The sequence below is a fragment of the Nonomuraea purpurea genome, assembly GCF_042650645.1.
Lineage (GTDB): Bacteria > Actinomycetota > Actinomycetes > Streptosporangiales > Streptosporangiaceae > Nonomuraea > Nonomuraea purpurea.
Genome location: NZ_JBHSBI010000019.1, coordinates 13,708 through 39,940 on the forward strand (window position 1 = coordinate 13,708; position 26,233 = coordinate 39,940).

At 69.7% G+C, this 26,233-nt stretch carries 26 protein-coding genes; 14 read left to right on the plus strand and 12 right to left on the minus strand.

Annotated features, from left to right (window positions below):
- Nucleotides 1-110: 110 nt before the first annotated feature.
- Both ACFOY2_RS32510 and ACFOY2_RS32515 read right to left on the minus strand, forming a co-directional pair.
- Nucleotides 111-1,658 carry a fibronectin type III domain-containing protein gene (locus ACFOY2_RS32510; protein ID WP_379531924.1) on the minus strand — a complete coding sequence of 516 codons (1,548 nt, stop codon included), beginning with the start codon at nt 1,656-1,658 and terminating at the stop codon, nt 111-113.
- Nucleotides 1,659-1,767: 109 nt separating this feature from the next.
- Nucleotides 1,768-2,934, minus strand: coding sequence for a HupE/UreJ family protein (locus ACFOY2_RS32515; RefSeq protein ID WP_379531925.1), 1,167 nt, complete (start codon nt 2,932-2,934; stop codon nt 1,768-1,770).
- 230 nt (nt 2,935-3,164) lie between these two features.
- Here ACFOY2_RS32515 and ACFOY2_RS32520 point away from each other — a divergent pair, with 230 nt between their 5' ends.
- Nucleotides 3,165-3,839, plus strand: a complete 675-nt coding sequence (locus ACFOY2_RS32520; RefSeq protein WP_379531926.1) for a hypothetical protein — start codon at nt 3,165-3,167, stop codon at nt 3,837-3,839.
- A gap of 9 nt (nt 3,840-3,848) precedes the next feature.
- On the opposite strand, the gene ACFOY2_RS32525 is transcribed toward ACFOY2_RS32520, so the two are convergent.
- The 3 genes from ACFOY2_RS32525 to ACFOY2_RS32535 all read right to left on the minus strand — a co-directional run bounded on the left by ACFOY2_RS32525 (nt 3,849) and on the right by ACFOY2_RS32535 (nt 6,961).
- Nucleotides 3,849-5,111, minus strand: a complete 1,263-nt coding sequence (locus tag ACFOY2_RS32525; protein ID WP_379531927.1) for an MFS transporter — start codon at nt 5,109-5,111, stop codon at nt 3,849-3,851.
- Nucleotides 5,108-6,211: a MerR family transcriptional regulator gene (locus tag ACFOY2_RS32530; RefSeq protein WP_379531928.1), complete on the minus strand. Its 1,104-nt coding sequence runs from the start codon at nt 6,209-6,211 to the stop codon at nt 5,108-5,110. The genes ACFOY2_RS32525 and ACFOY2_RS32530 overlap by 4 nt, the downstream gene beginning before the upstream one ends.
- Before the next feature lie 93 nt (nt 6,212-6,304).
- Nucleotides 6,305-6,961: a maleylpyruvate isomerase N-terminal domain-containing protein gene (locus ACFOY2_RS32535; RefSeq protein WP_379531929.1), complete on the minus strand. Its 657-nt coding sequence runs from the start codon at nt 6,959-6,961 to the stop codon at nt 6,305-6,307.
- Nucleotides 6,962-7,145: 184 nt separating this feature from the next.
- Here ACFOY2_RS32535 and ACFOY2_RS32540 point away from each other — a divergent pair, with 184 nt between their 5' ends.
- On the plus strand, nt 7,146-7,811 hold the full coding sequence (locus tag ACFOY2_RS32540; protein ID WP_379531930.1) for a GntR family transcriptional regulator: 666 nt from the start codon (nt 7,146-7,148) through the stop codon (nt 7,809-7,811).
- A 48-nt stretch (nt 7,812-7,859) separates the two neighbouring features.
- Here the strand turns inward: ACFOY2_RS32540 and ACFOY2_RS32545 are convergent, their stop codons facing one another.
- Nucleotides 7,860-8,288, minus strand: coding sequence for a YybH family protein (locus tag ACFOY2_RS32545; RefSeq protein WP_379531931.1), 429 nt, complete (start codon nt 8,286-8,288; stop codon nt 7,860-7,862).
- A 54-nt stretch (nt 8,289-8,342) separates the two neighbouring features.
- Nucleotides 8,343-8,951: an NAD(P)H:quinone oxidoreductase gene (gene wrbA, locus ACFOY2_RS32550; RefSeq protein ID WP_379531932.1), complete on the minus strand. Its 609-nt coding sequence runs from the start codon at nt 8,949-8,951 to the stop codon at nt 8,343-8,345.
- 147 nt (nt 8,952-9,098) lie between these two features.
- Between wrbA and sigJ the strand changes: the two genes are divergently transcribed.
- A complete protein-coding gene (gene sigJ / locus ACFOY2_RS32555) occupies nt 9,099-10,022 on the plus strand; it encodes an RNA polymerase sigma factor SigJ (protein ID WP_379531933.1) in 924 nt (307 codons plus the stop codon).
- Nucleotides 10,023-10,050: 28 nt separating this feature from the next.
- On the opposite strand, the gene ACFOY2_RS32560 is transcribed toward sigJ, so the two are convergent.
- Nucleotides 10,051-10,230, minus strand: coding sequence for a hypothetical protein (locus ACFOY2_RS32560; protein ID WP_379531934.1), 180 nt, complete (start codon nt 10,228-10,230; stop codon nt 10,051-10,053).
- Nucleotides 10,227-11,474, minus strand: a complete 1,248-nt coding sequence (locus ACFOY2_RS32565) for a Gfo/Idh/MocA family protein (protein WP_379531935.1) — start codon at nt 11,472-11,474, stop codon at nt 10,227-10,229. The genes ACFOY2_RS32560 and ACFOY2_RS32565 overlap by 4 nt, the downstream gene beginning before the upstream one ends.
- A gap of 75 nt (nt 11,475-11,549) precedes the next feature.
- Between ACFOY2_RS32565 and ACFOY2_RS32570 the strand changes: the two genes are divergently transcribed.
- The 5 genes from ACFOY2_RS32570 (at nt 11,550) to ACFOY2_RS32590 (ending at nt 17,449) form a co-directional block, all read left to right on the plus strand.
- On the plus strand, nt 11,550-12,677 hold the full coding sequence (locus ACFOY2_RS32570) for an ROK family transcriptional regulator (RefSeq protein ID WP_379531936.1): 1,128 nt from the start codon (nt 11,550-11,552) through the stop codon (nt 12,675-12,677).
- 69 nt (nt 12,678-12,746) lie between these two features.
- Complete coding sequence (locus ACFOY2_RS32575) at nt 12,747-13,988, plus strand: ABC transporter substrate-binding protein (RefSeq protein ID WP_379531937.1); 1,242 nt, start codon at nt 12,747-12,749, stop codon at nt 13,986-13,988.
- Nucleotide 13,989: 1 nt separating this feature from the next.
- Nucleotides 13,990-14,922: a carbohydrate ABC transporter permease gene (locus ACFOY2_RS32580; RefSeq protein ID WP_379531938.1), complete on the plus strand. Its 933-nt coding sequence runs from the start codon at nt 13,990-13,992 to the stop codon at nt 14,920-14,922.
- A complete protein-coding gene (locus tag ACFOY2_RS32585; RefSeq protein WP_379531939.1) occupies nt 14,915-15,730 on the plus strand; it encodes a carbohydrate ABC transporter permease in 816 nt (271 codons plus the stop codon). The genes ACFOY2_RS32580 and ACFOY2_RS32585 overlap by 8 nt, the downstream gene beginning before the upstream one ends.
- 3 nt (nt 15,731-15,733) lie before the next feature.
- Entirely contained in the window at nt 15,734-17,449 is a 1,716-nt protein-coding gene (locus tag ACFOY2_RS32590; RefSeq protein WP_379531940.1) for a DUF4832 domain-containing protein, read from the plus strand.
- A gap of 11 nt (nt 17,450-17,460) precedes the next feature.
- On the opposite strand, the gene ACFOY2_RS32595 is transcribed toward ACFOY2_RS32590, so the two are convergent.
- Nucleotides 17,461-19,809 (minus strand): ATP-binding protein, encoded by a 2,349-nt coding sequence (locus tag ACFOY2_RS32595; protein WP_379531941.1) that lies wholly within the window; start codon nt 19,807-19,809, stop codon nt 17,461-17,463.
- A gap of 355 nt (nt 19,810-20,164) precedes the next feature.
- Between ACFOY2_RS32595 and ACFOY2_RS32600 the strand changes: the two genes are divergently transcribed.
- The 4 genes from ACFOY2_RS32600 (at nt 20,165) to ACFOY2_RS32615 (ending at nt 22,707) form a co-directional block, all read left to right on the plus strand.
- Nucleotides 20,165-20,605 (plus strand): helix-turn-helix transcriptional regulator, encoded by a 441-nt coding sequence (locus ACFOY2_RS32600; protein ID WP_379531942.1) that lies wholly within the window; start codon nt 20,165-20,167, stop codon nt 20,603-20,605.
- 10 nt (nt 20,606-20,615) lie between these two features.
- Nucleotides 20,616-21,026 carry a VOC family protein gene (locus tag ACFOY2_RS32605; RefSeq protein WP_379531943.1) on the plus strand — a complete coding sequence of 137 codons (411 nt, stop codon included), beginning with the start codon at nt 20,616-20,618 and terminating at the stop codon, nt 21,024-21,026.
- Between the two features lie 101 nt (nt 21,027-21,127).
- On the plus strand, nt 21,128-21,499 hold the full coding sequence (locus tag ACFOY2_RS32610; protein WP_379531944.1) for a YciI family protein: 372 nt from the start codon (nt 21,128-21,130) through the stop codon (nt 21,497-21,499).
- Nucleotides 21,496-22,707: an RNA polymerase sigma factor gene (locus tag ACFOY2_RS32615; protein ID WP_379531945.1), complete on the plus strand. Its 1,212-nt coding sequence runs from the start codon at nt 21,496-21,498 to the stop codon at nt 22,705-22,707. The genes ACFOY2_RS32610 and ACFOY2_RS32615 overlap by 4 nt, the downstream gene beginning before the upstream one ends.
- Nucleotides 22,708-22,711: 4 nt before the next feature.
- Here the strand turns inward: ACFOY2_RS32615 and ACFOY2_RS32620 are convergent, their stop codons facing one another.
- On the minus strand, nt 22,712-23,320 hold the full coding sequence (locus ACFOY2_RS32620) for a TetR/AcrR family transcriptional regulator (RefSeq protein WP_379531946.1): 609 nt from the start codon (nt 23,318-23,320) through the stop codon (nt 22,712-22,714).
- 32 nt (nt 23,321-23,352) lie between these two features.
- Between ACFOY2_RS32620 and ACFOY2_RS32625 the strand changes: the two genes are divergently transcribed.
- Nucleotides 23,353-24,666, plus strand: coding sequence for a M14 family zinc carboxypeptidase (locus ACFOY2_RS32625; RefSeq protein ID WP_379531947.1), 1,314 nt, complete (start codon nt 23,353-23,355; stop codon nt 24,664-24,666).
- Between the two features lie 17 nt (nt 24,667-24,683).
- Nucleotides 24,684-25,301, plus strand: coding sequence for a maleylpyruvate isomerase family mycothiol-dependent enzyme (locus tag ACFOY2_RS32630; protein ID WP_379531948.1), 618 nt, complete (start codon nt 24,684-24,686; stop codon nt 25,299-25,301).
- 206 nt (nt 25,302-25,507) lie between these two features.
- On the opposite strand, the gene lexA is transcribed toward ACFOY2_RS32630, so the two are convergent.
- A complete protein-coding gene (lexA, locus tag ACFOY2_RS32635) occupies nt 25,508-26,167 on the minus strand; it encodes a transcriptional repressor LexA (RefSeq protein WP_449290150.1) in 660 nt (219 codons plus the stop codon).
- Nucleotides 26,168-26,233 lie beyond the last annotated feature (66 nt).

A 26,233-nucleotide genomic window follows, 5' to 3' on the forward strand; every position in this document is an offset into this window, starting at 1 on the left:
GGAGAACGTGCGGTGGGGTGGGCACCCGGCGGCACCCACCCCACCAGGGGAAGCGGGCCGGATCAGCTCAGCGAGGTGAGCGTGACCGTCCCGGCATCACCCTCGGCCGTCTACTTGAGCCAGCCGGACTCAGCGGGGGCGGCAGCCGCCTGCCCACCGGTCTGCTTGTCGTGGCCGTTGTCACGGTAGGGGCGGATCACCACCTTGTCGACGGCGGAGCCGACCGGCTTGGCGGCGTCTGCACCGCTGTTCGGGCCGCACCACGGCACCTTGCCCAGCTCCACGGCGGCGTTGGGGCCGGCGCAGGTGCCGCTGCGGATGTTCTCGACGACGAGCTTGTTGTCACGCACCTGGACCTTCACGTAGGTACGGACGTGCTCCTGGTTCTCGACCGAGTTGGCCCAGTGGCTCTTGGGGTTCAGCGGGTCGGGGCCGTAGTTCGGGTCCTGGGTCGTGTCCGGAGCGGTGAGGTCGTAGTACTTCGAGCCTGACGCGGAGTTCGCCGTCACATAGATGACGCCGCCCGGGCCCTGCGTCACCTGAGCGGCGCCCGGCTGCTCACCCTTGTTCGCCTTCTGGCCGTTCTTGATCACGTAGCTGCGGGAGTAGCTGTGGTCGTGACCCTGCAGGACCAGGTCGACGCCGAGCTTCGAGAAGGCGGTCGGGAAGTCCTGACGGCGCTGCTTGTTGTCGCCGTCGTTCGCGTGATCGGCCGGCGAGTAGATGGCGTGGTGGTAGACGAGCACCGTGTACTTGGCCTCGGCGCCGTGCTTCTTCACCACGTCGGTGACGTAGCCGACGTGCGCGGCGTCAGCGCCGCCGGCGTAGGCGTTGCTGTTGATGTCGATGAACAGGACGTCCTTGTAGACGTACCAGTAGTTACCGCCCGAGCGGGTCGTCGCACTGCCGTTGTAGAACGGCGCGGAACGGTCGGTGTTCGGCGTCCAGAAGTGCTGCTCGTAGGCCTTGCCGCCGACGTCGTGGTTGCCGATGGTGGCGGCCCACGGGTACTGGCGCAGCTTGTCGGGCCCGAGGAAGGCGTCCCACTGGGTCTCGGTGTTGGCGGTCTCGACCTGGTCACCGCCCGAGACGAGCAGTTCGGACTTCGGGTTGGCGGACAGGGCGACGTTCAGGGTGTCCTCCCATCCGGCACCGTCCTTCGCCACATTGCCGGACGATCCGATCTGCGGGTCGCCGAAGAACAGGAAGTCGAAGTTGCCCTTGAAGTCCTGGGTCCTGAAGGAGTACGTCGGGGACCAGGTTCCCTGGGTCCCGACGCGGTAGGAGTAGGCGGTGTTCTTGCGCAGGCTGTCGATGATGGCGTGACCGTTGTAGCCGCCGTTGACGCTGTTCGCGGCGACCGTGGCCGGGATGGTGACGGCGTCCTTGGGGAACTCGCCCTTGACGAGGCGGGTGGTCGGCGCGACCTGGACCACCTGCGCGGCGCCGGTCGAGGAGTACCAGGACACGGCTCGCTGCGACTCGTTGGCGCCGACGCCGAGGATGATGCCGGTGGGCTTCGCCTGATCGTCGGCGTGGGCCGCGGCCGTCAGGCCGCTGCCGAGCACCGCGGTGACGCCGATGGCCGCCGCGGTGACGCCCGCAGCGGCCAGGCGGAGAACACGCCCGGGCCACTGCGGCCGATTGTCGATCTTCATGGGTTTGTCCGTTCAGGTGTGAGGGTACTGAAGAGCCTCGCCACGATTTCGGACATAGGTGACATAAAGGTAAATGTTGGACAGGCGTGCTGTTGCACCTGCCAGAAGTTCAGAGTCCGAGAACCCGCTGGACGAACCATACGAGGCCCATCACGGCCACCCCCGCCGCGATCGTCGCGGTGGTCCACAGCTCCCCGGCCGGTCGACGGTGGCGCAGCAGGGCGAGCAGCGGGTAGACGAGCGCGATGATCGCCAACTGGACGACCTCGATGCCCACGTTGAAGACGAGCAGCGACCACAGAAGCGTCCACGACAAGGCCTGATCGATGCCCAGGGCCGCGGCGAAGCCGAGCCCGTGCACGAGGCCGAAGCAGAAGACCACCGCGAGCCGCGTCCAGCCCGCCCGGTCCAGGCTGAGGTGACGGTGACCGGCCTTCTCGAGATCTGTGGCGTGTGATCGGCGTCGCCGGATCCGCCACAGATGCCAGCCGGCGACGACCGCGATCGAGAGGGCGATGACGGGCTCGACGAGCGACGTGGGAACCCGCACGATGCCGAGGGCGGCAAGGATGAAGGTCACCGAGTGAGCCAGCGTGAAACTCGTGGCCGCCAACACGATCTCGCGCAGGCGGCGTGACCCTGCGATGAGCGCCAGGAGGAACAGGATGTGATCGATCCCGGTGAGCAGGTGCTCGGCTCCGAGCCGGAAGAACTCCCAGAACCGCTCGGCCCAGGACTGCTGCGTGGAGAACGACGGATGCTTCGCGTCGAGCGCGGCACTGCCGGACATCAGGTCGAGGTCGTAGGTGACCACCGTCTTGGTGTCGCGCACATAGCCCTCGGAATCCGGGAACAGCCCGCTGCGCACCTCGTGCGCCTCAGCGGACTCCGGGCACCGGTAGTCCAGGACCAGCAGTGCGTACGGGACGCCCTCGCGTTGCTCGATCCTGAAGTCGCCGTCCTGGACCGGGGCGCACGCCTCGCCCCCGGCCGTGACGCCGAAGCGCTCGCTCACGTACGCCACCACTGAGTCGGTGTGGGCATGGAGCGCGGCGGCCTGCTCAGCCGCGTCGCGTGCCTCGAGCGCCGCGGTGCCCGCCCGGAAGAGCGGATCATCCTTCTCGGAGTCGGCGGCCGAGACGACGAGCAGGTCGTACTCCAGCTCGAGCTCGGAGCGGACGTGCCCGGTCCCGGGCGAAGTGAGGTCGAGGTACACGGTCGAGGTGAATCCGTGGGCAAGAGCGGGTGCGGCACTGAGCAGAACGACCACGATCACCGCGGCGACGGCACAGGCACGACGCCGAGCGGCGTGAAACATGTGGCTCCTCTTTGGGTTGCGAACGCAATGTGCTCGGCGCAGATGAACGAACGGCGGCCCACGCGCAAACCGGCGACGAACCAAGCCCGGCGGAAAAAGCCCAGGTCACGATGGCCGCGAGCAATGAGGTAAGAAGTAGGCGCACTTCCCGCCACCCCCGCTTCCAGCCACTCCGGAGGACGATCTCGATGCGCTTTCGACCTCTGCCCGCCAGCGCGCTGGCCGTGGCAGTCGCGACCGCCCTACTGGTCGGTGGATGCGGCTCGGACGACGACTGGTCCAGGCCGCACGCGAAGCCCACCGCCGTCGGCGCCATCGGCCCAGGGTTCTCCGACCCGGCCGCGCCGCCCGCTCCGGAGGCGACGATCACGCCGAGCCCCGGCTCGTGGGACGGGGTCCGTCCGTCGGCGGGCTATCGCGTGGTGCTGCTCACCGCGGGGCAGGACCCCCAGACCAGGACGCTCGTGAGCGCCGTGACAGAGTGGGCCGAGGAAGAGGACGTCAGCCTCAAGACCGTCACGGCCACGAAGCCGGACCAGTTCATCCCGAGCATCGTCAGAGCGATGGACCTGGCGCCCGACCTCATCATCAGCGCCGGCGACGATTTGATCGACCCACTGGCCCTGGTCACGCCGAACCACCTCGACCGGCGATTCCTCGTGATCGGCGCCGAACTGGCCGAGCCCACGCAGAACGTCACCGCCGCCGACTGGACCGGTGCGTCGTTCCGCGGCGAGGGACTCGGCATGTCCTCGGCGTATGATCCCGCCACCTTCACCGCCGAACGCGCCGGACGCGCCGTCCGGGCCGGTGTCGCGGCTGTGCTCACCGGCCTGACCGGCATCGTGATCTGGCTCGACTAGTGCTCCAGATCATCGCGTGGCCGTCGGGCAGCCGGCCCGCAGCTCCGGCACCGCCCAGACGATCGCTGCCACGCTCACCGTGGTGAGCAGCCCGCCGACCCAGATCACCGTCCGGGGATCGAGGATCGAGGCGGCGGCCCCGTGCAGGAGGTTCGCGAGGTGCGGGCCGCCGAAAAGGACGACGGTGAGCGAGCCCTGGATCCGGCCGCGCATGGCGTCGTGGGTGTGTGCCTGTGTGATGACGTTGCGGAACGTGCTCAGCACGAAGTTGACCGCGCCGCCGAGGACGAGCGCCACCAGTGCGATCCACAACTCCGCTGCCAATCCGAGGCCCACGACCGTGATGCCCCACGCTGCCGCGGCCGCCGCCATGAGCGCGCCATGGCGGCGGGCGCGGGTGAACGTGCCCGACAGCAGACCGGCCGTGACAACCCCGGCAGGATAGGCGGCATACAGCAATCCCAGCTCCGGGCCACCTCCCTCGGGTCCGCCGAAGGCGTGTTGGGCGAGTTCGGGGAACAGGGCCGTCGGCATGCCGAAGACCATCGCCGCCAGGTCCACCGCGAGCACCGCCACCAGCAGCCGGCTGGCCGCCAGGTATCGGAAACTGGCCGCCACCTGACCGATCGTGGGACGCCGGGCCTGGTCAGGCTGGGGCGGCAGCGGCGGCAGCTTGATGACCGCCCACACGACCGCCAGCAGTGCGACGGCGTCGAACAGGTAGAGCGTGCCGAGCCCGGCGACCGGTATCAGGACACCGGCCAGCACCGGCCCCAGGATCGACCCGGCGTAGCGGGTCAGAGACATGAGACTGTTGGCCGCCGGCAGAAGCTCGACAGGAACGAGGCGGGGCACGGCGGCGCCCATCGTGGTCATGATCGCCGCAAAGGTCAGCCCCTGGCAGGCGACCAACACCATCAGGACGGGAACGGAGCGCGCGTCCAGCACGGCTTGGATCCACAGGGCCGCGTACGTGAAAGCGAGGCCGCTGTGCGCCGCCAGCAACACTCTTCGCCGGTCCATGACGTCGGCGAGGGCGCCGGCCCACAGCGCCGCCACGACCAGCGCGGCGAACGACACCGCGCCCGCGACGCCCACGGCCGCCGAGGATCCGGTCACCGTGAAGAGCTGCGCCGGCACGGCGACCACGCTGAACGAACCGCCCACCGCGCAGACCGTCGACGCCACCCACAGCCGCCGGAAGGCCGCGACGGTCAGCGGGCGACGATCAATCGTGTACGCGCCGAGCGATCGTGTCGCCGGCGTGATCATCGTCCGCTGCCGGCGGCCGGAGTCTCCAGGTTCACCACGTCGGCGACGACGCAGGCGATGTTGTCGGGGGCGCCGGCGGCGTAGGCACGTACGACCAGTTCGTCGAGCGCCTGCTGGGGGGCGTCCGGCCCGGTCAGCACCTCGCGCAGCGAGCCGTCCGGCACGACGGTGGACAACCCATCGGAACACAGCAGGTAGCGGTCACCGGCCACCGCCCCGTGCAGCGACAACTCCGGCTGGGCCCCGCCCGTACCGGTCAGCGCTCGTGCGAGCAGCGAACGTTGCGGATGCGAGGCCGCCTCCTCCGCGCTCAGCCGGCCCTCGTCGACCAGCACCTGCACATAGGTGTGGTCATCGGTGATCCTGAGCAGTTCGCCGTCACGCACCAGGTACGCCCGGGTGTCGCCGATGTGCGCCAGCGCCAGCCGGGAACCCGACCACAACAACGCCGTGAGCGTGGTGACCGCCTCACCCGACGCCGCCGACGCGGCGATTTCCCCGATGGCCCGATCGGCCTCGCCGACCGCGTCGGCGAGAACGCCGAGCATCTCGTCGGCCGGGACGGCCAGAGTCTCCAGCGGTTTGAGCGCGTCGACGGCCGCCGCGCTCGCGAGCTCCCCGGACGCGCCGCGGACCCCGTCGGCCACCGCCAGCAACCGGGGACCGGCGTAGGCGGTGTCCTCGTTGCTGGTGCGCACCAGTCCCTGTTCCGACCGGGCGGCGTAACGGATCCCGAGTATGGTCGCCGTCTCCTCCACGGTGCTTCCCCTTCCCGACAGATAGTCGACGAGGAAGGTGGCCAACTGCCCGCGGGTGGCGGTTTCGGCCAGCACTTGCTGCCAGTAGCCGGCGATCTCTTCCGCCGCCGCGGGCGCCGGAAGGTCGCACACCCGCCGGATACGCGCCAGCGGCATGCCGAGCCGCCGCAACCAGGCGATCAACCGGGCCCGCTCCAGCTGCGCCGGATCGTAGAACCGGTATCCGGACTCGCCGTCCACCGCCGCCGGCCGCAGCAACCCGAGTTGGTCATACAACCGCAGGGCCTTCGGCGACAGTCTCGCCGCCCGGGCGAACGCCCCGATCGTCAGCAGCCGCACCATTCCTCCTCGTCCCGGCCACCGCGGCCGGTGCCGACGATGCTGGTGCTTCACCCTGGGGGAAGGTCAACACAGTTCGGAATTGGGGGGGATCGCTCAGCCGATGACGAACGGGAGTTTCGCGGCCAGTTCGCCCAGTTCGGCCTTCTCCGCGTCGGTCGGGGTACGCCGTCCGGTGCCGACCAGCAGCGCGTCCTTGTCGGAGAACGACGCGGGGAACGCGGTTCCGGCGATCTTCTCCAGTATCTCGCGGGTCCTGGCGAGCCCTTCCGCCGGCGGTCCCGCCAGGTGCGGGAGGTGGGTGATCAGGTCGAGGTGGTGCAGCGTCCACTCCAGGACGTACGCGCAAAGGTAGTCGCCCGCGGTGAGGACCACCTCGCGGGTGCTGACCCGGAGTTCCGGATCGGCGAGTTCGGCGGCGCGGCCGGCGGCGGAGCCGAGGTCGTCGAGGTGGAACTTGAGCAGCCAGGGCTCCCCGTACGCGGCGGCCAGCCGCACGATCAGCGCGTCGAGCGGGTCGTCGCCGGTCGGCGGCGTTTCCGTGACCTCCCAGTAGGTCACAGAGTCGCGGGTCGGTTCCGTTTCCGCGGGGGTCACGAGGGTGATCAGGACGTCCTGAGCGTCGATGACCAGATGACACACCAGGTCCCGCACCAGCCAGCCGGCGCAGCCGGACGGCTGGGCGAAGTCCTCGTCGGAGAGTTCGGCGACCGCCGTGCGCAACGCCGCCCAAGAGGGTGAGAAGAGATCCACATCGGCAAGATAGTGCGCTCCAGGAATGGCGGACAACCGCATTCGGGGCGCACGACCTCCCCGATGTCTGGAGGCTTCACCAAATGCCGCCGCAATAAGGTGAAAGCGTGGAACGACGCTCGTGTCATCCTGGTACACTTGCCATACAAATCTGGTCAATAGTGAGAAATGGGAGCATAACGACGTGACGGTCCGGCCGGAATTCGCGTTGGGTCCCGCGTCGCTCACGGACGCCCTGTACGAGGCCGTGCGCCGCCGGATCATCAACGAGGAGATCCGCCCCGGCGAGAAGGTGACCGAGGCGCGTCTGGCCACCGAATACGACGTCGCCCGCCCCACCGCCAAGGCTTGCGTCGAACGCCTGGTCGTGGTCGGGCTGCTCCAGCGCTCCGCGCACAAGGCGGCGGTCGTGCCCAGGCTTGACGCGTCCGACATCGAGGACCTCTTCTTCAGCCGCGAGGCGGTCGAGAGCGCCTCCGTGCGGATCCTCGCCACCGGCGCGAACGTCCCGGCAGAGGCCGATCGAGCCCAGAACGACATCGAGCACGCGACGGAACGCGGCGCCTACGAGCAGATCGTGGCGGCCGACATCGCCTATCACCGGTCGCTGGTCGCGGGGACAGGCAGTCGCCGGCTCGTCCGCATGTACGAGTTGGTCATCGGTGAGATCGAGCTGACCATGGGCCGGTATTCGGCGCACAGGGCGACGTCCCGGGCCTCGATTCCGCAGGAGCACGCCGCGATCCTCGAGGCGATCCGGTCAGGGGACGCCGACGCCGCCGTCGAGCGCTTGCGCGCGCACCTCGCGGCGGCGCGGCAGCGCCTTCTCACGCATCTCCCCGACGCCTAATGGGCGTGAAGTGGGGGGCCGGCCGGTGCCTGCCGGCCCCCCACTTCCTCAGGAACTCGCCGTGGGCGCTTGTTCGGGGTGCGGCCAGGTGCCCGGCATGGAGATGTGTTCGTGCGTGATCAACCACGTGCCATGTGATCGCCGGCAGCAAACGGTGGATCGGATCCACACCTCGCCGTCGATGCCGTTATTGCGTGTTCCGCTGTCCAGGTGAAGCATGTGGACGAACGCGACATCCCCACTCATCGCAATGTTCAATTCATGCGTTTCCAGGCCGATGGGGCCCTCGTATTCGCTGAACCACCGAATGAAGTTGCCGCGGACTTCAGCGGACCCCACGAACTGGAGAGGGGGCACGACATCGAAATAAACGATGTCGGGGGAGTAGAGCGACATAAGCCGATCAACGTCCTTTGCCCGGCAGGCGTCGACCCGGCTGTCCAGGATCGCCCTGATATCGGAATCTTGCGAAGTCATTACATCCTCCGTTCAAGCCGCATATAGCGGGCGTACGATTTGATCCATGGGGGTTCAGGCCGCGCGGCCGGCCTTGAGCGCGGCCGCGGTGTTGACGGCGCGGCGGGCCTGGTAACGGGCCGCTTCCAGGGCCACCTCACCGGGTGGGCCGTCGCCGGCCACGTGGGAGGTACCGTAGGGGTTGCCTGACTGGAACTGGATGGGGTCGGTGTAGCCGGGGGGCACGATGATGCCGCCCCAGTGGTAGAACACATTCCCCAAGCCCAGCAGGGTGGACTCTTGCCCGCCGTGGGCGGTGTTGGAGGCGGTGAAAGCCGAGTACACCTTGTCGGCGAGTCGGCCCTGCATCCACAGGGGGCCCACGGTGTCGATGAACTGCTTGAGTTGGCTGGTCGGAGTGCCGAAGCGGGTGGGGGTGCCGAACAGGACCACGTCGGCCCAGTCCAGGTCGTCGATGCCGGCCTGCGCGACGTCGGCGGTGTCCCGGAGGTGCTGGGCCCAGGCCGGGTTGGCGTTGATCGCCTCCGGTGGGGCCAGTTCGGCCACCTTACGCAGTCGTACGTGTGCGCCGGCCTTCTCCGCACCCTCGGCGGCGGCCTGCGCCAGGGCGTGCACGGTGCCTGTGGCACTGTAGTAGACGATCGCGGCGTTCACGGGATCCATGAATCGGTTTCCTTCCTTCGAGAGGCTTCTGACCGGTTCGACAACACACCCCCTCGGAATGTGAGGCGACGCGCCGACCTCACAGTTCGGCGCACTGTCTTGTCGAACGGGTGAGGGCAGAAGCAACCAAAGGGAATCGACGCCACCATGACCACCCCATCCCAGCCAGAACAGGGCCGGCCCGACCCGGGCCTGAGCGCGATCATGAGCGAGCGACGCCAGTTGATCAATCTGGCGTACCGGCTGCTCGGCTCACTGGCCGACGCCGAGGATGCCGTGCAGGAGACCTACGCCCGCTGGTACGCCATGTCCCGGCGGCAGCAGGAGGCCATCGAATCGCCGGGCGCGTGGCTGACGACGGTCGCCAGCCGGGTCTGTCTCAACCTGCTCGGCTCGGCCCGGGTCCGCCGCGAGAGATATGTGGGCGAGTGGGTCCCGGAGCCGCTGCCAGAACCCGCGGAGTGGATCAGCGGGAAAACGGCCGACCCGGCCGACCGGGTCACTCTCGACGAGTCGGTCAACATGGCCTTCCTCGTCGTGCTCGAATCGATGACCCCGGCCGAGCGGGTCGCGTTCATCCTGCACGACGTCTTCCGCTACCCCTTCGCCGAGGTGGCCGACATCGTCGGCCGCACCCCGGCGGCCTGCCGCCAACTGGCCTCATCGGCCCGCCGCCGCATCCGCGCCGCGCAGGCTCCCGCGACGCCGGCATCCCGGCAGGCCGACCTCGTCAAGGACTTCAAACAGGCCTGGGAGGCCAAGGACATCGACGCCCTCCTCACCCTCCTCGACCCCGAAGCCTCGGCGATCGGCGACGGCGGCGGCCGCGCCAGCGCCCTACTCCATCCGGTCGAAGGCGCCGAGCAGGTCGCCCGCTTCTTCATGGAACGGGTCGGCGCGGTACCCGGCTTGACGATCCTGGAGCGTACGGTCAACGGTCAGCCGGGCCTGGTGGCTCAGCTGGACGGCGTCACCGTGACGGTGTACGCGTTCGAGATCGCAGACGACCGGATCAAGCACATCTGGGCGATACGCAACCCCGACAAGCTCCGGCCGTGGACGACGGGCTGACACGCGCCCTCCGCGACCGGACCCCTGCTCAGCGTGGGTCGCTGGCCCCGTCGGCGATGTCACGCAGCGCGGCCGCGTCCACCCCGCCGGTCATCGCCAGGAACTGGGCCAGCGGTATCTGTTCCACGAGCGTGGATCGAGGCCTGAGCCGGTCGAAGGCGAGATCATCGGGCACGCCGCGCACGTCTCCGGCTGATTCCGAGGTCACAGGGGGACGACCTTGCCGGTGAGGCGGGCCTGTTCGGCGGCCCACACCACGCGGTGGGTCATCAGGCTCTCGTCCGCGTCCGACCGGAGCAGGCCGGCGTCGCCCGAGGCCACGGCGGTGAGGAAGGCGTCGGTGAGCCCCTCGTCGCCGCCCCCGTGCCCGTCGGACGCCGACGGGCCCTGCGGACCGTCGGTGGTGATGCTCTCCTCGGCGCCGGTGCGGAAGTCGACCACCCGCAGGGTGTGGCCGTCGCCGTCGATGTAACCGTGCGTCCCGAACAAGCGCGTTCGCCGGTGCTCCATCGGGGTGAAGGCGCTCATCGTGAACGAGCACGTCGCGCCGTCGTCGAACTCCATCAGGACCTCCTGATGGTCGACGACGTCGTTGTCGCACGCGTACACGCACCGCCCGTACGGCCCTGTGCGCAGGGCGTCCAGCACCTCCGCCTCGCTGCGCCCCGGCGTGACGGCCGACAGCGGCCAGAACTCGCTCGACGGATCGCCGAGGCAGCCCAGGTAGAGCCGCGGCGCCGAGTAAGGGCACGTCGGCTCGATCGGGCAGTCGAGGCATCTGTCGGCGGCCCCGGCGGGCCGGTCCTCGGGGCGGAAGTGTGACAGGGAGCCGAACGACGAGACGCGCGCGGGTGGCCGGCCGAAAAGCTGGACGAGCCAGTCGATGTCGTGGCACGCCTTCGCCAGCAGCATCGGCGCGGAGGTGTCCTGCCGCCGCCAGTGCCCGCGGACGAACGAGTGGGCCTGGTGCCACCAGCCCACGGGCTCCAGGTGCTGGACGCTGATGAGCCGGCCGATCCGCCCCTCGTCCAGCAGTTCGCGCACGGCCCGTGTGTACGGCGTGTAGCGCAGCACGTGGCAGACCGCGAGCATGATGCCGTTGCGCCTGGCCGCGTCGGCGATCGTGGCCGCCTCCTGCTCGTTCGTGGCCATCGGCTTCTCCAGGAGAATGTGGTAACCGAGGTCCGCCAGCGCCACGGCGGGGTCGGTGTGCAGCCGATCCTGCGTGGCGATGACGGCCGCGTCGGCGACCCTGCCGTTCGCCGCCAGATCCTTCCAGTCGGCGTGCGCCCGATCCGGTGAGACCCCGAACTCCTCGATGAAGGCGGCCCGCCGGAGCGGGTCGGGATCGGCCACCGCCACCACGCGTCCCGCACCCGTTTGGTGCGCGCGACGTGCGTAGACGAGCCCTCGCATGCCCCCGCCGACGACGGCTAAAGTCACCTCAGTCATGGAACCTTCCCCGACCTCAATATCATGGAGACCATCATTATTCGTCGTGAAAAAGTTGACAGCAAGGGGGGTTCGATGGCCGGCGCACCGAACGGCGGTGATCTGTCACGGCTGCGGCAGCTCAACTCGCTCGCCGTGATCAAGGCGTTGCGGGCCGGGCCGTCGCTCACGCTCACCGAGGTCGCCAAGCACACCGGGCTGTCACGGGCCTCCACCGAGGACGTCGTCCGCGAACTGCTGCAGATGGGCTGGGCCGCCGAGACGGCCGCCACCGCGGGCGGCGTGGGCCGTCCTGCCAGGCGGTACCGGTTCAGGGCGGAGGCGGGGCGGGTGCTCGGCATCGACATCGGCGGCCACAACATCCGCGCGGTCGTCGCCGACCTGGACGGCGAGGTGCAGGACAGCGTCCGCGTCCCCGTCACGCCCGAGATGGGCCGGGCCGAGCGGCTGGAGGCGGTCGACCGCGCCGCCGTCCAGTGCCTGGAGAAGGCGGGTCTGACCGGCGGCGACGTGTGGGCCTCCGGTGTCGGCACCACGGGCCTGGTGGACGGCGTCGGCAAGGTGGTGCTGTCGGAGGCGCTGCCCGAGTGGACCGGCGTCGACCTGGCCGCCCACGTGCGCCGGCTCGCGCCCGGCCCGGTGCTGGTCGAGAACGACGGCAGGCTCGCCGCGCTCGCCGAGTGCTGGCGCGGAGTGGCCCGATACGCCAAGGACATGGTGTTCCTGCTGGCCGGCCTGCGTACGGGCACGGGCCTGGTCATCGACGGCAAGCTGCACAAGGGGTTCGCCAACGCCTCGGGCGAGATCGGCGCGCTGCCGGTGCTCGGCTGGATCCGCGCGCAGGCCCATCTGAGCGCCGCCAGCGGCGAGGCGGGCGACGTGTTCGCCGCGGCCAGGGCGGGCGACAGGGCCGCGGCCACGGCCGTGCGCCGCTATGTCAGAGATCTGGCGCTGGGCACGTCCGCGCTGGTCCTGACGCTCGACCCGCAGATGGTCGTGGTCGGCGGCGGTTACTCGCGCTCGGCCGACGTGCTCATCGAGCCGCTCAGGCGCGAGCTCGACCGCTGGTGCATCCGCACCCCGGAGGTGCGCATGTCGGCGCTCGGAGAGGAGGGCGTGGTGCTCGGCGCTGTACGGCTGGCGCTCGACGACGTGGAGGACCGTGTACTCGACGGCCGCACCCCGCTCGTGAGCCATCTGTAACACATCCACTCTTGTACAAAATTTCACTGGACTCCATCATATTCCCACGTTCGAGGAGAGGACTGGGAGATGTGGAAGTCGGCACGACGCGGTGCTGTGCTGCTCTGCGCGGCGCTGCTCGCCACCGCCTGCGGGGGCGGTGAACAGGCCGGTTCGCAGGGGAAGGTGACGCTGTCCTACGGAGTCTGGGACGTCACCCAGCAGGGAGTGATGCAGGAACTGGCGGCGGAGTTCACCAAGACGCACCCGAACATCGCCGTCGACGTCCAGCTCACGCCCTGGGTCGACTACTGGACGAAGATGAAGGCCGCGGTGAGCGGCGGGGCGGCGCCGGACGTCTTCTGGATGAACGGCCCCAACTTCCAGCTCTACGCCTCCAACGGCGTGATCAAGCCGATCGAGGAGCAGGTCGACACCTCGGTCTACCCCAAGCCGCTGGTCGACCTCTACACCTACGAGGGCAAGCTGTACGGGCTGCCGAAGGACATGGACACGGTCGGCGTCTGGTACAACAAGACGCTCTTCGACGCCGCCAAGGTGAAATACCCGGCAGACGACTGGACCTGGGACGACTTCAAGGAGGCCGCCGCCAAGCTCACCGACCCCGGCAAGGGCGTCTACGCGGTCGGCGCCCAGCTCACGAGTTTCCAGGAATACCAGTACAACACCATCTACCAGGCCGGCGGCCACGTGATCTCCCCGGACGGCAAGAAGTCCGGCTACGACGACCCCAAGACCATCCAGGGCCTGAAGTTCTGGACCGACCTGCTCACCGCCAAGCAGTCGCCCGACCTGAAGACCATGACCGACACCACCCCGCTCCAGCTCTTCGAGGCCGGCAAGCTGGCGATGTACTGGGGCGGCTCCTGGAACGTGGCCGAGTTCACCAAGAACGACTACACCAAGGACAAGGTGGACGTCGCCCCGCTGCCCAGGGGCGAGAAGCAGGCCACGATCATCCACGGCGTCGCCAACGTGGTCTCGGCCAAGACCGAGCACCCGGCCGAGGCGCTGGAGTTCGTCAAGTTCCTCGGCTCCAAGCCGGCCGCCGACATCCTGGGCGAGAAGGGCCCGATCCCCGCCTACAACGGCACCCAGAGCGCGTGGGTCGCCGCCCATCCCAAGCTCAAGCTGCAGCTCTTCCTCGACTCCGTCGGGTACGCGGTGCCCTACCCCGTCTCCAAGAACACCGCCGCCTGGCAGGAGGCGGAACTCACCCACCTCACCAAGGCGTGGACCGGAGAGGTGCCGGTCGAGAAGGCGGCCGCGGACCTGGCGGCCGGGATGAACGACCTGCTGGCCAAGGAGTGACGTGACCACCACCGGCCAGGCGGCTCACGCGAAGAGGGCGCGGCGGCCCCGTGCCGAGGCCCTGTGGGGGTATGCGTTCATCGCCCCCACCGGGCTCGGCCTGGCGATCTTCTACCTGTGGCCCGTCCTGCAGACCGCCTACTTCTCCTTCACCGAGTGGGGAGCGTTCGGCGGGCACACCTGGATCGGGCTCGAGAACTACGCCCGGCTCCTCGGCGACCCCGAGGTGGGGCGGGCGGTGCTCAACACGCTGACCTACACCGGGCTCGGCCTGATCGGGATCCCGATGGCGATCGTGTTCGCGGCGCTGCTCAACCGGCCGGGGCTGCGGGGCGTCAGCATGTACCGCACGGCGTTCTTCCTGCCCGTGGTCACCATGCCGGTCGCGGTCGCCATGCTCTGGCGCTGGCTCTACAACGGCGACTACGGCCTGGTCAACCAGGTGCTCGCGACGGTCGGGATCGACGGGCCCAACTGGATCGCCGATCCGGCCACGGCGATGTACGCGCTGGTCGTCGTCGGCATCTGGAGCAGCATCGGCTACAACCTGATCATCTTCCTGGCCGGCATGCAGGCCATCCCGAAGGAGCTGTACGAGGCGGCCGACCTCGACGGGGCCGGGCGCGTCAAACAGTTCTTCGCGATCACGCTGCCGATGTTGTCGCCCACCGCGTTCTTCGTCTCGATCGTCTCGGTGATCGGCTCGCTGCAACTGTTCGACCTGGTCTTCGTGATGACCGGGTCGGGCCAGATCGCGCGGGCCAACCCCGCCTACGCGCGGCTCCAGACCGTGGTGCAGCTCTTCTACGAGCGGGCCTTCGTGACCAACGACCGAGGCTACGCGGCCGCCATCGTGATCGCGCTGCTCGCGCTCATCGCGGCGCTGACGATCCTGCAGTTCAGGCTCCAGCGGAGGTGGGTGCACTATGTCTGAACGTCGCGCGTTCGGCGTGCACGCGGTGCTCGCCGCGGCGTCGCTGGCGATGGTGGCCCCGTTCGTGTGGCAGGTCATCACCTCGCTCAAGACGCTCAGCAGCGCCACCCGCGTGCCGCCGTCGTTCCTGCCCGAAGGCCGCTGGGACAACTACGCCAAGGTCTTCGACCTGCTGCCGTTCGGCGACCAGTTCGTCAACACGATCATCATGGCGGCGGGGCGGGTCACCGGGCAGGTGCTGTTCTGCTCGATGGCCGCCTACGCCTTCGCCCGGCTGCGTTTCCCCGGCAGGAACGTATTGTTCGGGGTGTTCCTGTCGGTGCTCATGGTGCCGCCGCAGCTCTTCGTGATCCCGCAGTACCAGATTATGTCCTCGCTCGGCTGGCTCAACAGCCTCCAGGCGATCATCGTGCCCGGTCTGTTCAGCGCGTTCGGGGTGTTCCTGCTGCGGCAGTTCTTCCTCGGGCTGCCGCGCGAGCTGGAGGAGGCCGCCAGGCTCGACGGCGCGGGACCGGTCAGGATCTACTGGTCGATCATGCTGCCGCTGGCCAGGCCAGGGCTGGTGGCGCTGGCCGTGCTCGCGCTCCTGTGGTCGTGGAACGACCTGTTCTGGCCGCTGGTGGTCAACACCGACCCGGAGATGATGACGCTGTCGGCGGGGCTGGCCGCGCTCCAGGGCCAGTACCAGACCGACTACCCGGTGCTGATGGCCGGCTCGTTGATCGCCTCGCTTCCCGTGATCGCCGTCTTCGTGTTCCTGCAACGACAGTTCGTCCAGGGCATCGCCCACACCGGCAGTAAAGGCTGACCCATGCGTATCCTCACCCTCTTAGCGTTCGTGTGCGCCTCGGTGCTGGTGGCCGCCACCCCCGCGCTGGCCGCCATCAGCGGCCAGTCGGCCACCAACACCGCCACGACCGTGACCTACCAGTTCTCCTACACCGGCAGCCCCGCCTACACCCGCGTCTACATCGACACCGACCGCAACCCCGCCACCGGCTTTGCCCAGGGCGGCATCGGGGCCGACTACCTGCTGGAGAACGCCGGCCTCTTCCGCCACAACGGCGGCGGCTGGAGCTGGACGTCGCTCGGCTCGGTCACCCACAGCGCCTCCGGCGGCAGCGCCCGCTGGACGGTCGACCGCTCGGCCATCGGCGAAAGCGCCACGCCCAACGACGCGGACCTGATCTTCCAGGTCGAGGCCCCGCTGGAGAACTCGCCCAAGTACACCCACGTCTACAGCGGCGGCGGCAGCGGCACGTCCGTCACCTACACCCCCACCACGGACACCTTCGCCAACCCCGACCGCGGCCTCTACCACCACACCGGCGACTGCGACAAGAACGACTTCAATCTCGACACCCTGCGCGACTACCGCGCCAACCAGAACATCTCACTCGTGATGTGCGTCTTCTACCTGGCCGAGTACCGGACCGCGCCGCTCGGGCAGGCCGCGCTCGACCAGCTCCAGCAACAGTTCGACACGGTACGCGCGGCGGGCCTGAAGATGATCCTCCGCTTCGCCTACACCGCCTCCACGGACGGCGCCGACGCGTCCAAGGACCGCGTGCTGGCCCACCTCGACCAGCTCGCCCCCTACCTGCGAAACAACGCCGACGTCATCCACGTGATGCAGTCCGGGTTCATCGGCGCCTGGGGCGAGTGGTACTACACCCAGAACTTCGGCAACGCGGGCGTCGTCAGCGCCGCGGACTGGGCCAACCGCAAGGCCGTCACCGACAAGCTCCTCAGCGTGCTGCCGTCGTCCCGCATGGTCCAGCTCCGCACCCCGGCGATCAAGCGCACCATGTACGGCACCGCCGCCCTGACCCCGTCCCAGGCCCACAACGGCAGCGCGGTCGCCAGGCTCGGCCACCACAACGACTGCTTCCTGGCCAGCCCCGACGACTACGGCACCTACACCGACCCCGCCGCCGAGTACCCCTACCTGTCGGCCGAGACCGCCTACCTGGCCATGGGCGGTGAAACCTGCAACCCCAACCCGCCGCGCTCCGACTGCCCGACCGCGCTCGACGAGCTGTCGCGCTTCCACTGGACCTACCTCAACACCGACTACCACACCGGCGTCCTGAACAGCTGGAACACCGGAGGCTGCCTGGCCGAAGCAGGCCGCCGGCTGGGTTACCGCCTCGCGCTGCAGAACGGCACCTACCCGGCGACAGCCGTACGCGGTGGCCCGCTGCCCATCACCGTCAACCTGCGCAACGACGGCTGGGCGGCGCCCGTCAACCCCCGCGGCCTCGAACTGGTGCTTCGGAGCAGCACCGCCACCTACCGCCTGCCCCTGACCGGCGACCCGCGCAAGTGGCTTCCCGGCACCACCACGCTCTCGCAAACCGTGACGCTCCCGGCCGGCATGGCCCCCGGCTCCTACACCCTGCTGCTGTCCCTTCCCGACCCGCAGCTCGGCTCCCGCCCCGAGTACGCCATCCGCCTGGCCAACACCGGCACCTGGGAATCGGCCACCGGATTGAACAACCTCCTGCACACCGTCACGGTCGGCTGAGCAGAGCGCGCTCAGGGTGAGGAACCCTCACCCTGAGCCTGACCGTCGTCCAGGGAGCGGAGCTTGGCACGGAGGTCGGCGGCCTCGCTGTGGTCGAGTTCGGTGAGAATGGCAAGAGCCCGCCTCCAGGTTTCCCCGGCGGCTCGGCGATCGTTTATGGCCTGGTAGGTGTCGCCGAGGTGAGCAAGGGCCTCCGCCTCCCGATAACCGTCGTCGAACGAGCGAGCCAGGTCAGCCGAGCGCTCGTAGCACGCGACCGCTTCCCGATAGTCGCCGAGCAGGTGGTGGACATAACCGAGGCTGTGCCAGGTGGCCGTCTCGCCGCGGCGGTCACCGACTTCCTGCTGGAGAACCAACGCCCGCCGGCACAGGACGAGTGCCCGGTCGTGATCGTCGAGTTGCACGTGGAGCCAGCCGAGATTGTTCAGGCCGTCGGCCTGCCCCGCACGGTCTCCGGCTCGCGCGTAGAGCTCCTGGGCCCGCTCGGCATGGCCGAGCCCTTCCTCGCGACGGCCCATCGACCACAGCACCCAGCCGAGCGTGCGGGAGACGTCGGCCTGCCCGACGAGGTCGCCGTCGGCGGCGAACCCGTCGAGGGCCTTCAGGAGGTGGGTGCGCGCCTCGTCGAAGCGGCGCATGGTGACGTGCGTGAGGGACAGGCCCCGGTGGGCGTACGCCTGACCGATCGGGTCGCCCAGCCGGGTCGCGGCCCTTAGACCGGTGCCGAACACGGTGGTGAGGTCGTGCCAGTGCCCCCGCCATTGGAGGAATGTCCGCATGCTCCAGGCGAGCTGCCAGGCGTGGCGGTCAAATCCCGCCTCGAACGCCTGCTCGACGGCGGCGAGGAGGGTGGCGTGCTCGGCGCCCAGCCAGGACATGGCACGCTCGTGGTCGGCCAGGACATACGGGGCGACCTCGGCGACCGGTGGCGGCAGTTCGAGGGGCTTGCGGCCCGGCAGGAGAAGCAGGGCAGCGCTGTGCGCGGTGCGCAGGTAGTAGTCGAGCACGCGGTGTATAGCTTCGCGCCGCTCGTCGTCGGAGTCGGTGCCGGCGGCGAGTTCGGCCGCGTAGGCGCGGAGCAGGTCGTGGAAGGCGTACCTGCCGAGGGTGGGCTCGTTGATCAGGTGAGCGCGGGCAAGCTCGGCGAGCAGCGGGCGCACGCGGGCCGGTGACGTCGTCGCCAGGCGTGCCGCGGTCTCTACGTCGATGTCGGGGCCCGCGTGCACGCCGAGCAGGCGGAACAGCCGGGCGGCCGCGTCGCCGAGCGTGCGGTAGGACCAGGAGAACACCGCGCGTACGTCCGTGAGCGCGCTGTCGTCGCTGAAGGCCGCCAGCCGGTCACGGCTGCGTGACAGCTCGCCGGTCAGGGCGGCGAGCGGAAAATCGGGGCGTATCGCGGCGCGGGCGGCCAGGACGGCCAGCGCCAGCGGCAACCGTGCGCAGGCGGCGACGAGGGCGTCCGCGGCCTGCGGTTCGGCGGTGACGCGGTCGTCGCCCAGGCGGCGGCTCAGCAGGTCGCGAGCCTCGTCGGCGGACAGCACGTCCAGATTGATCACCTGGGCGCCTTCGGCGGCGACCAGGCTGGAGAGCTGGTCGCGGCTGGTCACCACGACCATGCATCCGGGCGAGCCCGGCAGCAGGGGGCGCACCTGCTCGGCGTCGCGGGCGTTGTCGAGCACCACCAGCAGGCGCCGGTCCGCGAGCAGGCTGCGGTACAGCGCGCTCTGCGCGTCCTCGGTCGCCGGGATCCGCTGCGGCGGCACCTGAAGGGCGTCCAGGAATCCGCGCACCGCGACCGCCGGGTCCAGCGGCGATCCCGTCGGGTGGAAGCCGCGCAGGTTCACATACAGCTGACCGTCGGGAAAACGGTCGCGGACCCGCTGCGCCCAGTGCACGGCCAGCGTGGTCTTTCCCACGCCGGCGGTGCCGGCGATCACCATCGTGGCGGACGGCCGCCCGGCCGTGTCGTCGAGGATCCTGAGCGGCTCGGCGCGTCCGGCGAAACCGGCCACGGCCGCCGGTAGCTGGGCCGGGCGTACTCCCGCGTACGCCGGCCGCGTGTCAGGGGCGGGGCCGTCGTCGGCAGCGGGCTCGTCGTCGGGACGGCTGACAGGTTCGCCGCGGGCCAGAGCGATCAGCGCGGCACGGTCCGGCTCGGTGAGGGTGAGCGCGTCGGCGAGCATGCGCACCGATCCGAGGCGGGGCCGCTGGATCCGGCCCGTCTCCAGACCGCGTACGGTGCCCACGCTCAACCCGGCGCGCTGCGCCAGCTCCTCCTGCGTCAGCAGGGCCCGCTCCCGTGATTTGCGCAACTCGGCGGCCAGCAGCCCGGACTCGGCCGGGATCTCACGCGGAGCCATCAACCGGCCCTCGCAGCCCTCCGGAAGCCGACGTCGAATTGACGGTCGCTTGACTGGAACTGCGCCATGCGAGGAAAGCATAGTCCAACCCGACGATCTACCCGCCGGGCTGCTGCACGCGGGCGGTTCGGGATAATGCTCGGGTGATTCGTGTACGTATGGCTGTTTTATTGCTTTTGCCCGTTCTGGCAGCCACTGCCGGGTGCGGGACTCTCGTTCGCACCGCGCCGATCCGGGCGATGGCACGATCGCGGTCTCCGACGTCAGCGGCGTGATGATTCCGCCGAAGCGGTGATCCTGACGCCATTCATGCAGGTAAATGGCCATTTGGGGCGGTGGGTGGTAGCGTCCTCCCATGACCCCGGAGGACCTCGCCAACCTCACACACCTGCGCCGAGCGCGGGACCTGATCGACCGGGAGTACGCACGGCCGCTCGATGTGCCGACGATGGCCCGCCACGCGCTCATGTCGCCGGCGCACTTCTCGCGACGGTTCCGGGCGGCCTATGGCGAGACGCCCTACAGCTATCTCATGACCCGCCGGATCGAGCGGGCGATGGCGCTGCTGCGCGGGGGCATGAGCGTGACCGACACGTGCATGGCGGTCGGCTGTACCTCGCTCGGCTCCTTCAGCACGCGATTCACCGAGATCGTGGGGGAGACGCCGAGCGCGTACCGCAGCCGGGAGCACCTGGCCGTGGCGGCGATGCCCGCGTGCATGGCGAAGGTGCACACCCGTCCCACGAGAAAGCCGCAGAGCAGGATCGAAGAAGCGGGCCGCGTCGCCGCGGCCTAACGTTGGCGACATGGACATCGCACTCAAGTACTGCCATATCACCGTCAACGACCTGGACGAATCGCTGCCCTTCTACTGCGACGCGCTCGGCCTCGAAGTACGCAACGACGTCGCCGCCGGCGGATTCCGCTGGGTCACCCTCGGCAGCCCGACCCACCCCGACCCCGAATTCGTGCTCTCGGCACCGCACGCCGGCCGTTCCCAGGCCGACGGCGACACCCTGCAGGAACTGCTCACCAAGGGCGTCCTGCCGATGATCGTCTTCAGCACCGACGATCTCGACGCGACCTTCGAGCAGGTCCGGGTATCCGGCGCCGAGGTGCTGCAGGAGCCCATCGACCAGCCCTGGGGGCCGCGCGACTGCGCATTCCGCGACCCCTCGGGCAACATGGTGCGGCTCCAGCAGGCGGCCAAGGCATAACGCTTCGGGAAACTCGTGCGGAGATGTCGAGACGGCGGCGGCGGCTCCGACCAACTGGTCGAAGGGCCCGGTCGGGCCCGGCGAATCACGAGGAGTACAAGATGAAGTTCCTGATCAGCATGCACATCAACCCGGCCGTGCTGGACGCGCTGACCGACGAGGAGAGGGCCGCGATCGGCGACGGCCACGGCAGGTTCCTCGAGGCGCTGAAGGAGTCCGGCGAGCTGATTCTCACGCAGGCGCTGGTCGACCCGTCGCAGGCGGCCGTGGTGTCCGTGCGCAACGGCCAGCCGGTCGTGACCGACGGCCCCTTCCTGGAGTCGAAGGAGTATCTGGGCGGCTTCTACCTGATCGACTGCGAGAACAAGGAGCGGGCGATCGAGCTGGCGGCGCAGATCCCGGACACCGCGATCGAGGGGCTGGGGGTCGAGGTGCGGCAGGTGATGTTCGCTGACGGACAATTGGAGGCATGAGGGCGCCGGTCATCGAGGACCTGCTGCGTGAGCTCACGCCGCAGGTCCTCGGCACGTTGGTACGCAGGAACGGCCGGTTCGAGGGGTGTGAGGACGCCGTGCAGGAGGCCGTTCTCGCCGCCGCCGTGCAGTGGCCGGACGAGGGCGTGCCGGACAACCCGCGCGGCTGGCTGGTGACGGTCGCCTCCCGGCGGCTCATCGACCAGATGCGCAGCGACCACGCGCGCCGCGAGCGGGAGTCGGCGACGGCCGCCGAGGTGGCACCCGAGGACGTACCGGACACCGACGACACGCTCGTCCTGCTGTTCCTGTGCTGCCATCCGATCCTGACCGCGGCCTCCCAGACCGCCCTGACGCTGCGGGCGGTCGGCGGCCTGACCACCGCCGAGATCGCCCGCGCGTTCCTGGTGCCCGAGGCCACGATGGCGGCCAGGATCAGCCGGGCCAAGCAGCGCATCAAGGCCGCCGGCAGCTCGTTCAGCCTGCCGGAGGGCGCAGAGCGCGATGAGCGGCTGCGGGTCGTCCTGCACGTGCTCTACCTGATCTTCAACGAGGGCTACACCGCCTCGTCGGGCAGCGCGTTGCACCGGGCCGACCTCGCGCACGAGGCGATCCGGCTGGCCAGAATGGTGCACGCGCAGTTGCCCGAGGACGGCGAGGTGGCCGGCCTGCTCGCGCTGATGTTGCTGACCGACGCCCGCCGGGAGGCGCGTACGACGGCGACCGGAGACCTGGTGCCGCTGGATGAGCAGGACCGCGCGAAGTGGGACCGCGAGCTGATCGACAAGGGCATCGAGCTGGTCAAGGCATCGCTGGCGGGCCCGTCGCTGGGCCCCTACCAGTTGCAGGCCGCCATCGCCGCCACGCACGCCGACGCGGCCACGGCCGAGGAGACCGACTGGCGGCAGGTGCACGCACTTTACCTCATCCTTGAACGGATCGCGCCCAACCCGATGGTCACCCTCAACCGGGCGATCGCGCTCGCCGAGACCGAGGGCCCGCAAGCAGGGCTGGCCCTGCTGTCCACGTTGGACGGTGACGAGCGGCTGGCCGGGCATCACCGGCTGCTGTCCGTCCGGGCGCATCTGCTGGAGAAGACCGGCGACACGGCCGGGGCGTACGAGCACTACCGGCGCGCCGCGAAGGCCACCGCCGGCATCGCCGAGCAACGCTACCTGGAGTCCCGGGCCGGCCGGGTGAGAGCCTAGGAACTCAGGGCGGTCCGAGCACGTCCGGGGCGACCAGGGCTCGGGCGACGGCGGCGAAGTACTCCTCGGGGGCGGAGTCGGCGAGGCCGAGGATGACGCCCTGACTGAGGCCGACCAGCAGCGCGCGCAGCGAGGTGGCCAGGCGTCGCGCCTGCCGCGGCGTGAGCGCGTTCCCGGCGTGGACTCTGCCGGCCAGCAGCGCGGTCAGGCGTTCCTCGTGCGCCCGGACGGAGGCGGCGAGTTTGGGCGCCAGCTCGGGGTCGCGCAGGGCCAGGTCCTGCAGGCTGAGCTCGAACGACAGGTGGCGCAGCGCGTCGGGGTCGTCGCACAGGCGGCGGTAGTGGCGGGCCAAGCCCTCCACCGCCTCGACCAGGTCGGGCCCGGCGGCGACGCTGCGTTCGAGGTCGTCGTAGTGCGGGCCGAGGTAGTCGGTGACCAGGGCGATGAACAGGCCGTTCTTGCTGCCGAACAGCGAGTACACCGCGCCGGTGGTCAGCCCGGCCCGCTCGGCGATCTCCTCCAGCCTGGCGCGGGGGCCGTCGCGGGCGACGATCTGGCGCGCGGCGTCGAGCAGGGCCCGCCGGTTGTGCTCCTTGGCCTCGGCCCTTGTCATTCTCATAACTCTATTATTACCGTAATATCATTATGAGAGTTGCCGAGTACATGAACCGCGTCCACGATCATGCCGCGTTCCCGTCCGTCGCCGCGCTCCAGACCGAACTGGAGAAGCTGGCCGCCGCCCATCCCGGCCTGGTGCGGCTACGCCGCATCGGCGCCTCGCGCCTGGGCGACCCGCTGCACGCCGCGACCGTCGGCGACGGCGCGGCGGACGCGGTGGTCATCGCAGGGCCGCACCCGAACGAGCCGGTCGGGGCCCTGACCGCCCTCACGTTGGTCACGCTGCTCTGCCAGGACCCGCGATTGCGGGCCGGGCTGGGCCTGCGCTGGCACGTGGTGGCGTGCGCCGACCCGGACGGGGCCAGGCTGAACGAGGGGTGGTACGCCACACCGGGCGACCGCCGCGCCTACGCCCGCCACTTCTACCGCCCCGATCTGGCCGACCAGGTCGAGTGGACCTTCCCGCTGACCGGCGAGGGCTACTCCTTCGACCGTCCGCTGCCGGAAACCCGGGCGCTGATGCGCCTGATGGAGGACGTACGCCCATCGCTGGTCTGCTCCCTGCACAACGGCGAGTACCAGGGCGCGTTCTTCTACCTCAACCGCCACGACACGGTGCTGGCCCGACGGCTGGCCGAACTGCCCGGCCTCGAAGGGCTCCCGCCGCACCACGGCGAGCCTGAGCTGCCCGGCGCCGAACCGATCGTCCCCGCCGTCTACCTGACCCCGCCAGGAGCGCAGGTGGGCAGGGCCTTCGGCGCCGGCGGCAGCAGCGCCGACTACGCGGCCGCCTTCGGCGCGCTCCACCTGGTCACCGAGGTGCCCACCTGGGCCGACGAACGCGTGGCCGACCAGAGCCCCAGCGGTCGCACGTACGGGCAGATCCTCGCCGGGGGAGCGGCGGCCCGGCGCGAGCTGATCGACACGATGCGGGCGGGCATGCGGGACGTCGCCGCCGACCTGAGCGTGCGCTCACCGTTCCGCCGCTCGACCGAGAACACCCTGGAGACCTTCCGCAGACTCGGCGAACTGGAGGAGGCCCTGCCCGATCTGGGCCGGCCGGCCACGGTCGCCGAGGAGTTCGGCAACCGCCAGATGCTGCACCTGATGCGGTTGCGCCTGCTGGGAACGTTCCTGCGCATGCTCGACGCGGAGATCGCCGCAGGCAACCTGACCCCGGCCATCCGCGAGCAGCGCCACCTGCTCGCCGAGCGCTTCGAGACGTGGTACGGCCAGGCCGAGGCGGACTCGCCCGGCCCGCCGATCGAGCTGCGCAGGCTGGTCGCCGTCCAGTTGGGGGCCGTCCTGACCGCCGCCTGCCACGACCGTTCCTCCTGCTGACTGAGAAGAGCACAATCATGGACATCACCTCCGCGATCGCAGCCGAACGCCGGGAACTGGCGGCGATGCTGGACGACCTTTCACCCCTGCAGTGGGACGGCCCGACCTTGTGCGCGGGATGGCGCGTACGAGAGGTCGCCGCGCACATGTCGATGGGATTCCGCTACCCGCTGCCCAAGATGGCGCTCGAACTCATCAAGGCGCGCGGCGGCATCCACCGGATGGCCGACCGGCGGGCCCGTGGGGACGCGGCCGCCATGACCACGAACGAGCTGGTCAGCGCGATCCGGGACAACGCGCACAATCCCTGGAAACCACCGGTCGGCGGCGTCACGGCCGCCCTGGGCCACGACGTGATCCACGGCCTGGACATCACCGTCGCCCTCGGCGTCGGCCGCAGGGTCCCCGAGGAGCGCGTCCGCCTCCTTCTGGAGCGCCTCACCCCCCGAACCCTCAGATTCTTCGGAGCCGACCTCGACGGCGTCGAACTGCGCGCCGACGACCTCGACTGGTCCTTCGGCGCCGGAACGCCCCTGACCGGCGCCGCCCAGGATCTCCTGCTGCTCGCCTACGGGCGGAAGCTCCCGCCTGGGCGCCTTCACGGCCAGGCACGCGACCGGTACATCGCCGTGTGAACTGTCTCTATCTCGTCGGCTCCGAGCGCGTCGCCACCGTCTCGGCAGGGGAGAGATCGAGCGGGTGGCCGGCGATCCGCCCTATGCCTTCACCCTGTTCGCCGCAATGACCGCCTTCGCCGTGGTCTTCTCCCCGCCCGACCGCACCGGAACGGCCAGGCACAGCACCCCCGCCGTATAGGTGCGGCTCCCACGACGGTGGCGGCTCAGACGCTGCGAAGGACCGAGACCACGATGCCCAGCACCACGGCGCCGTCGCCGTCGATGACGTCGTAGGCGGGGTTGCGGGGTTCGAGAAAGACGTGCCCGTCGCGTCGGCGGTACACCTTGACCGTGGCCTCACCGTCGATCATCGCGGCGACGACCTGGCCCGAATGCGCCTCGGGTTGCTGCCGCACCACGACGAGGTCGCCGTCGCAGATCGCGGCGTCGATCATCGAGTCGCCCCGCACACGGAGGCCGAAGACGTTGCCGCGTCCGGTGAGGTCGCGCGGCAGGGTCAGCATGTCGTCCATGTACTCCTCGGCCAGGATGGGAGTGCCCGCGGCGATGTCCCCGACCACGGGCACGCTCACCAGGTCGCCGGCCGGCTCCGGCGTCGAGCCCCGCAGGAACAGCCGCACGTCGATCGCCCGCGTCATCGTCGTGCCCCGGCGGAGAAACCCCTTCTCTTCCAGGCTCTTCAGGTGTTTCGACACCGACGAGGACGACCGCAGCCCGACCGCGTGGCCGATCTCGCGCGTGCTCGGGGGATACCCGTATCTGACCACCCAGTCCCGGATCGTGGCCAGGATCCGCTGCTGGCGCTGCGGCAGGGCCGAGAAGTCCAGGTACTCGAACGCGTCGTGATCGTCTAGGTGGTTCACGTGCGAAATGCTAAAGGTCATCGGTGGCCGAGGGCGAGTTCATCGCTGTGCCGGCCCGCGTGCCCC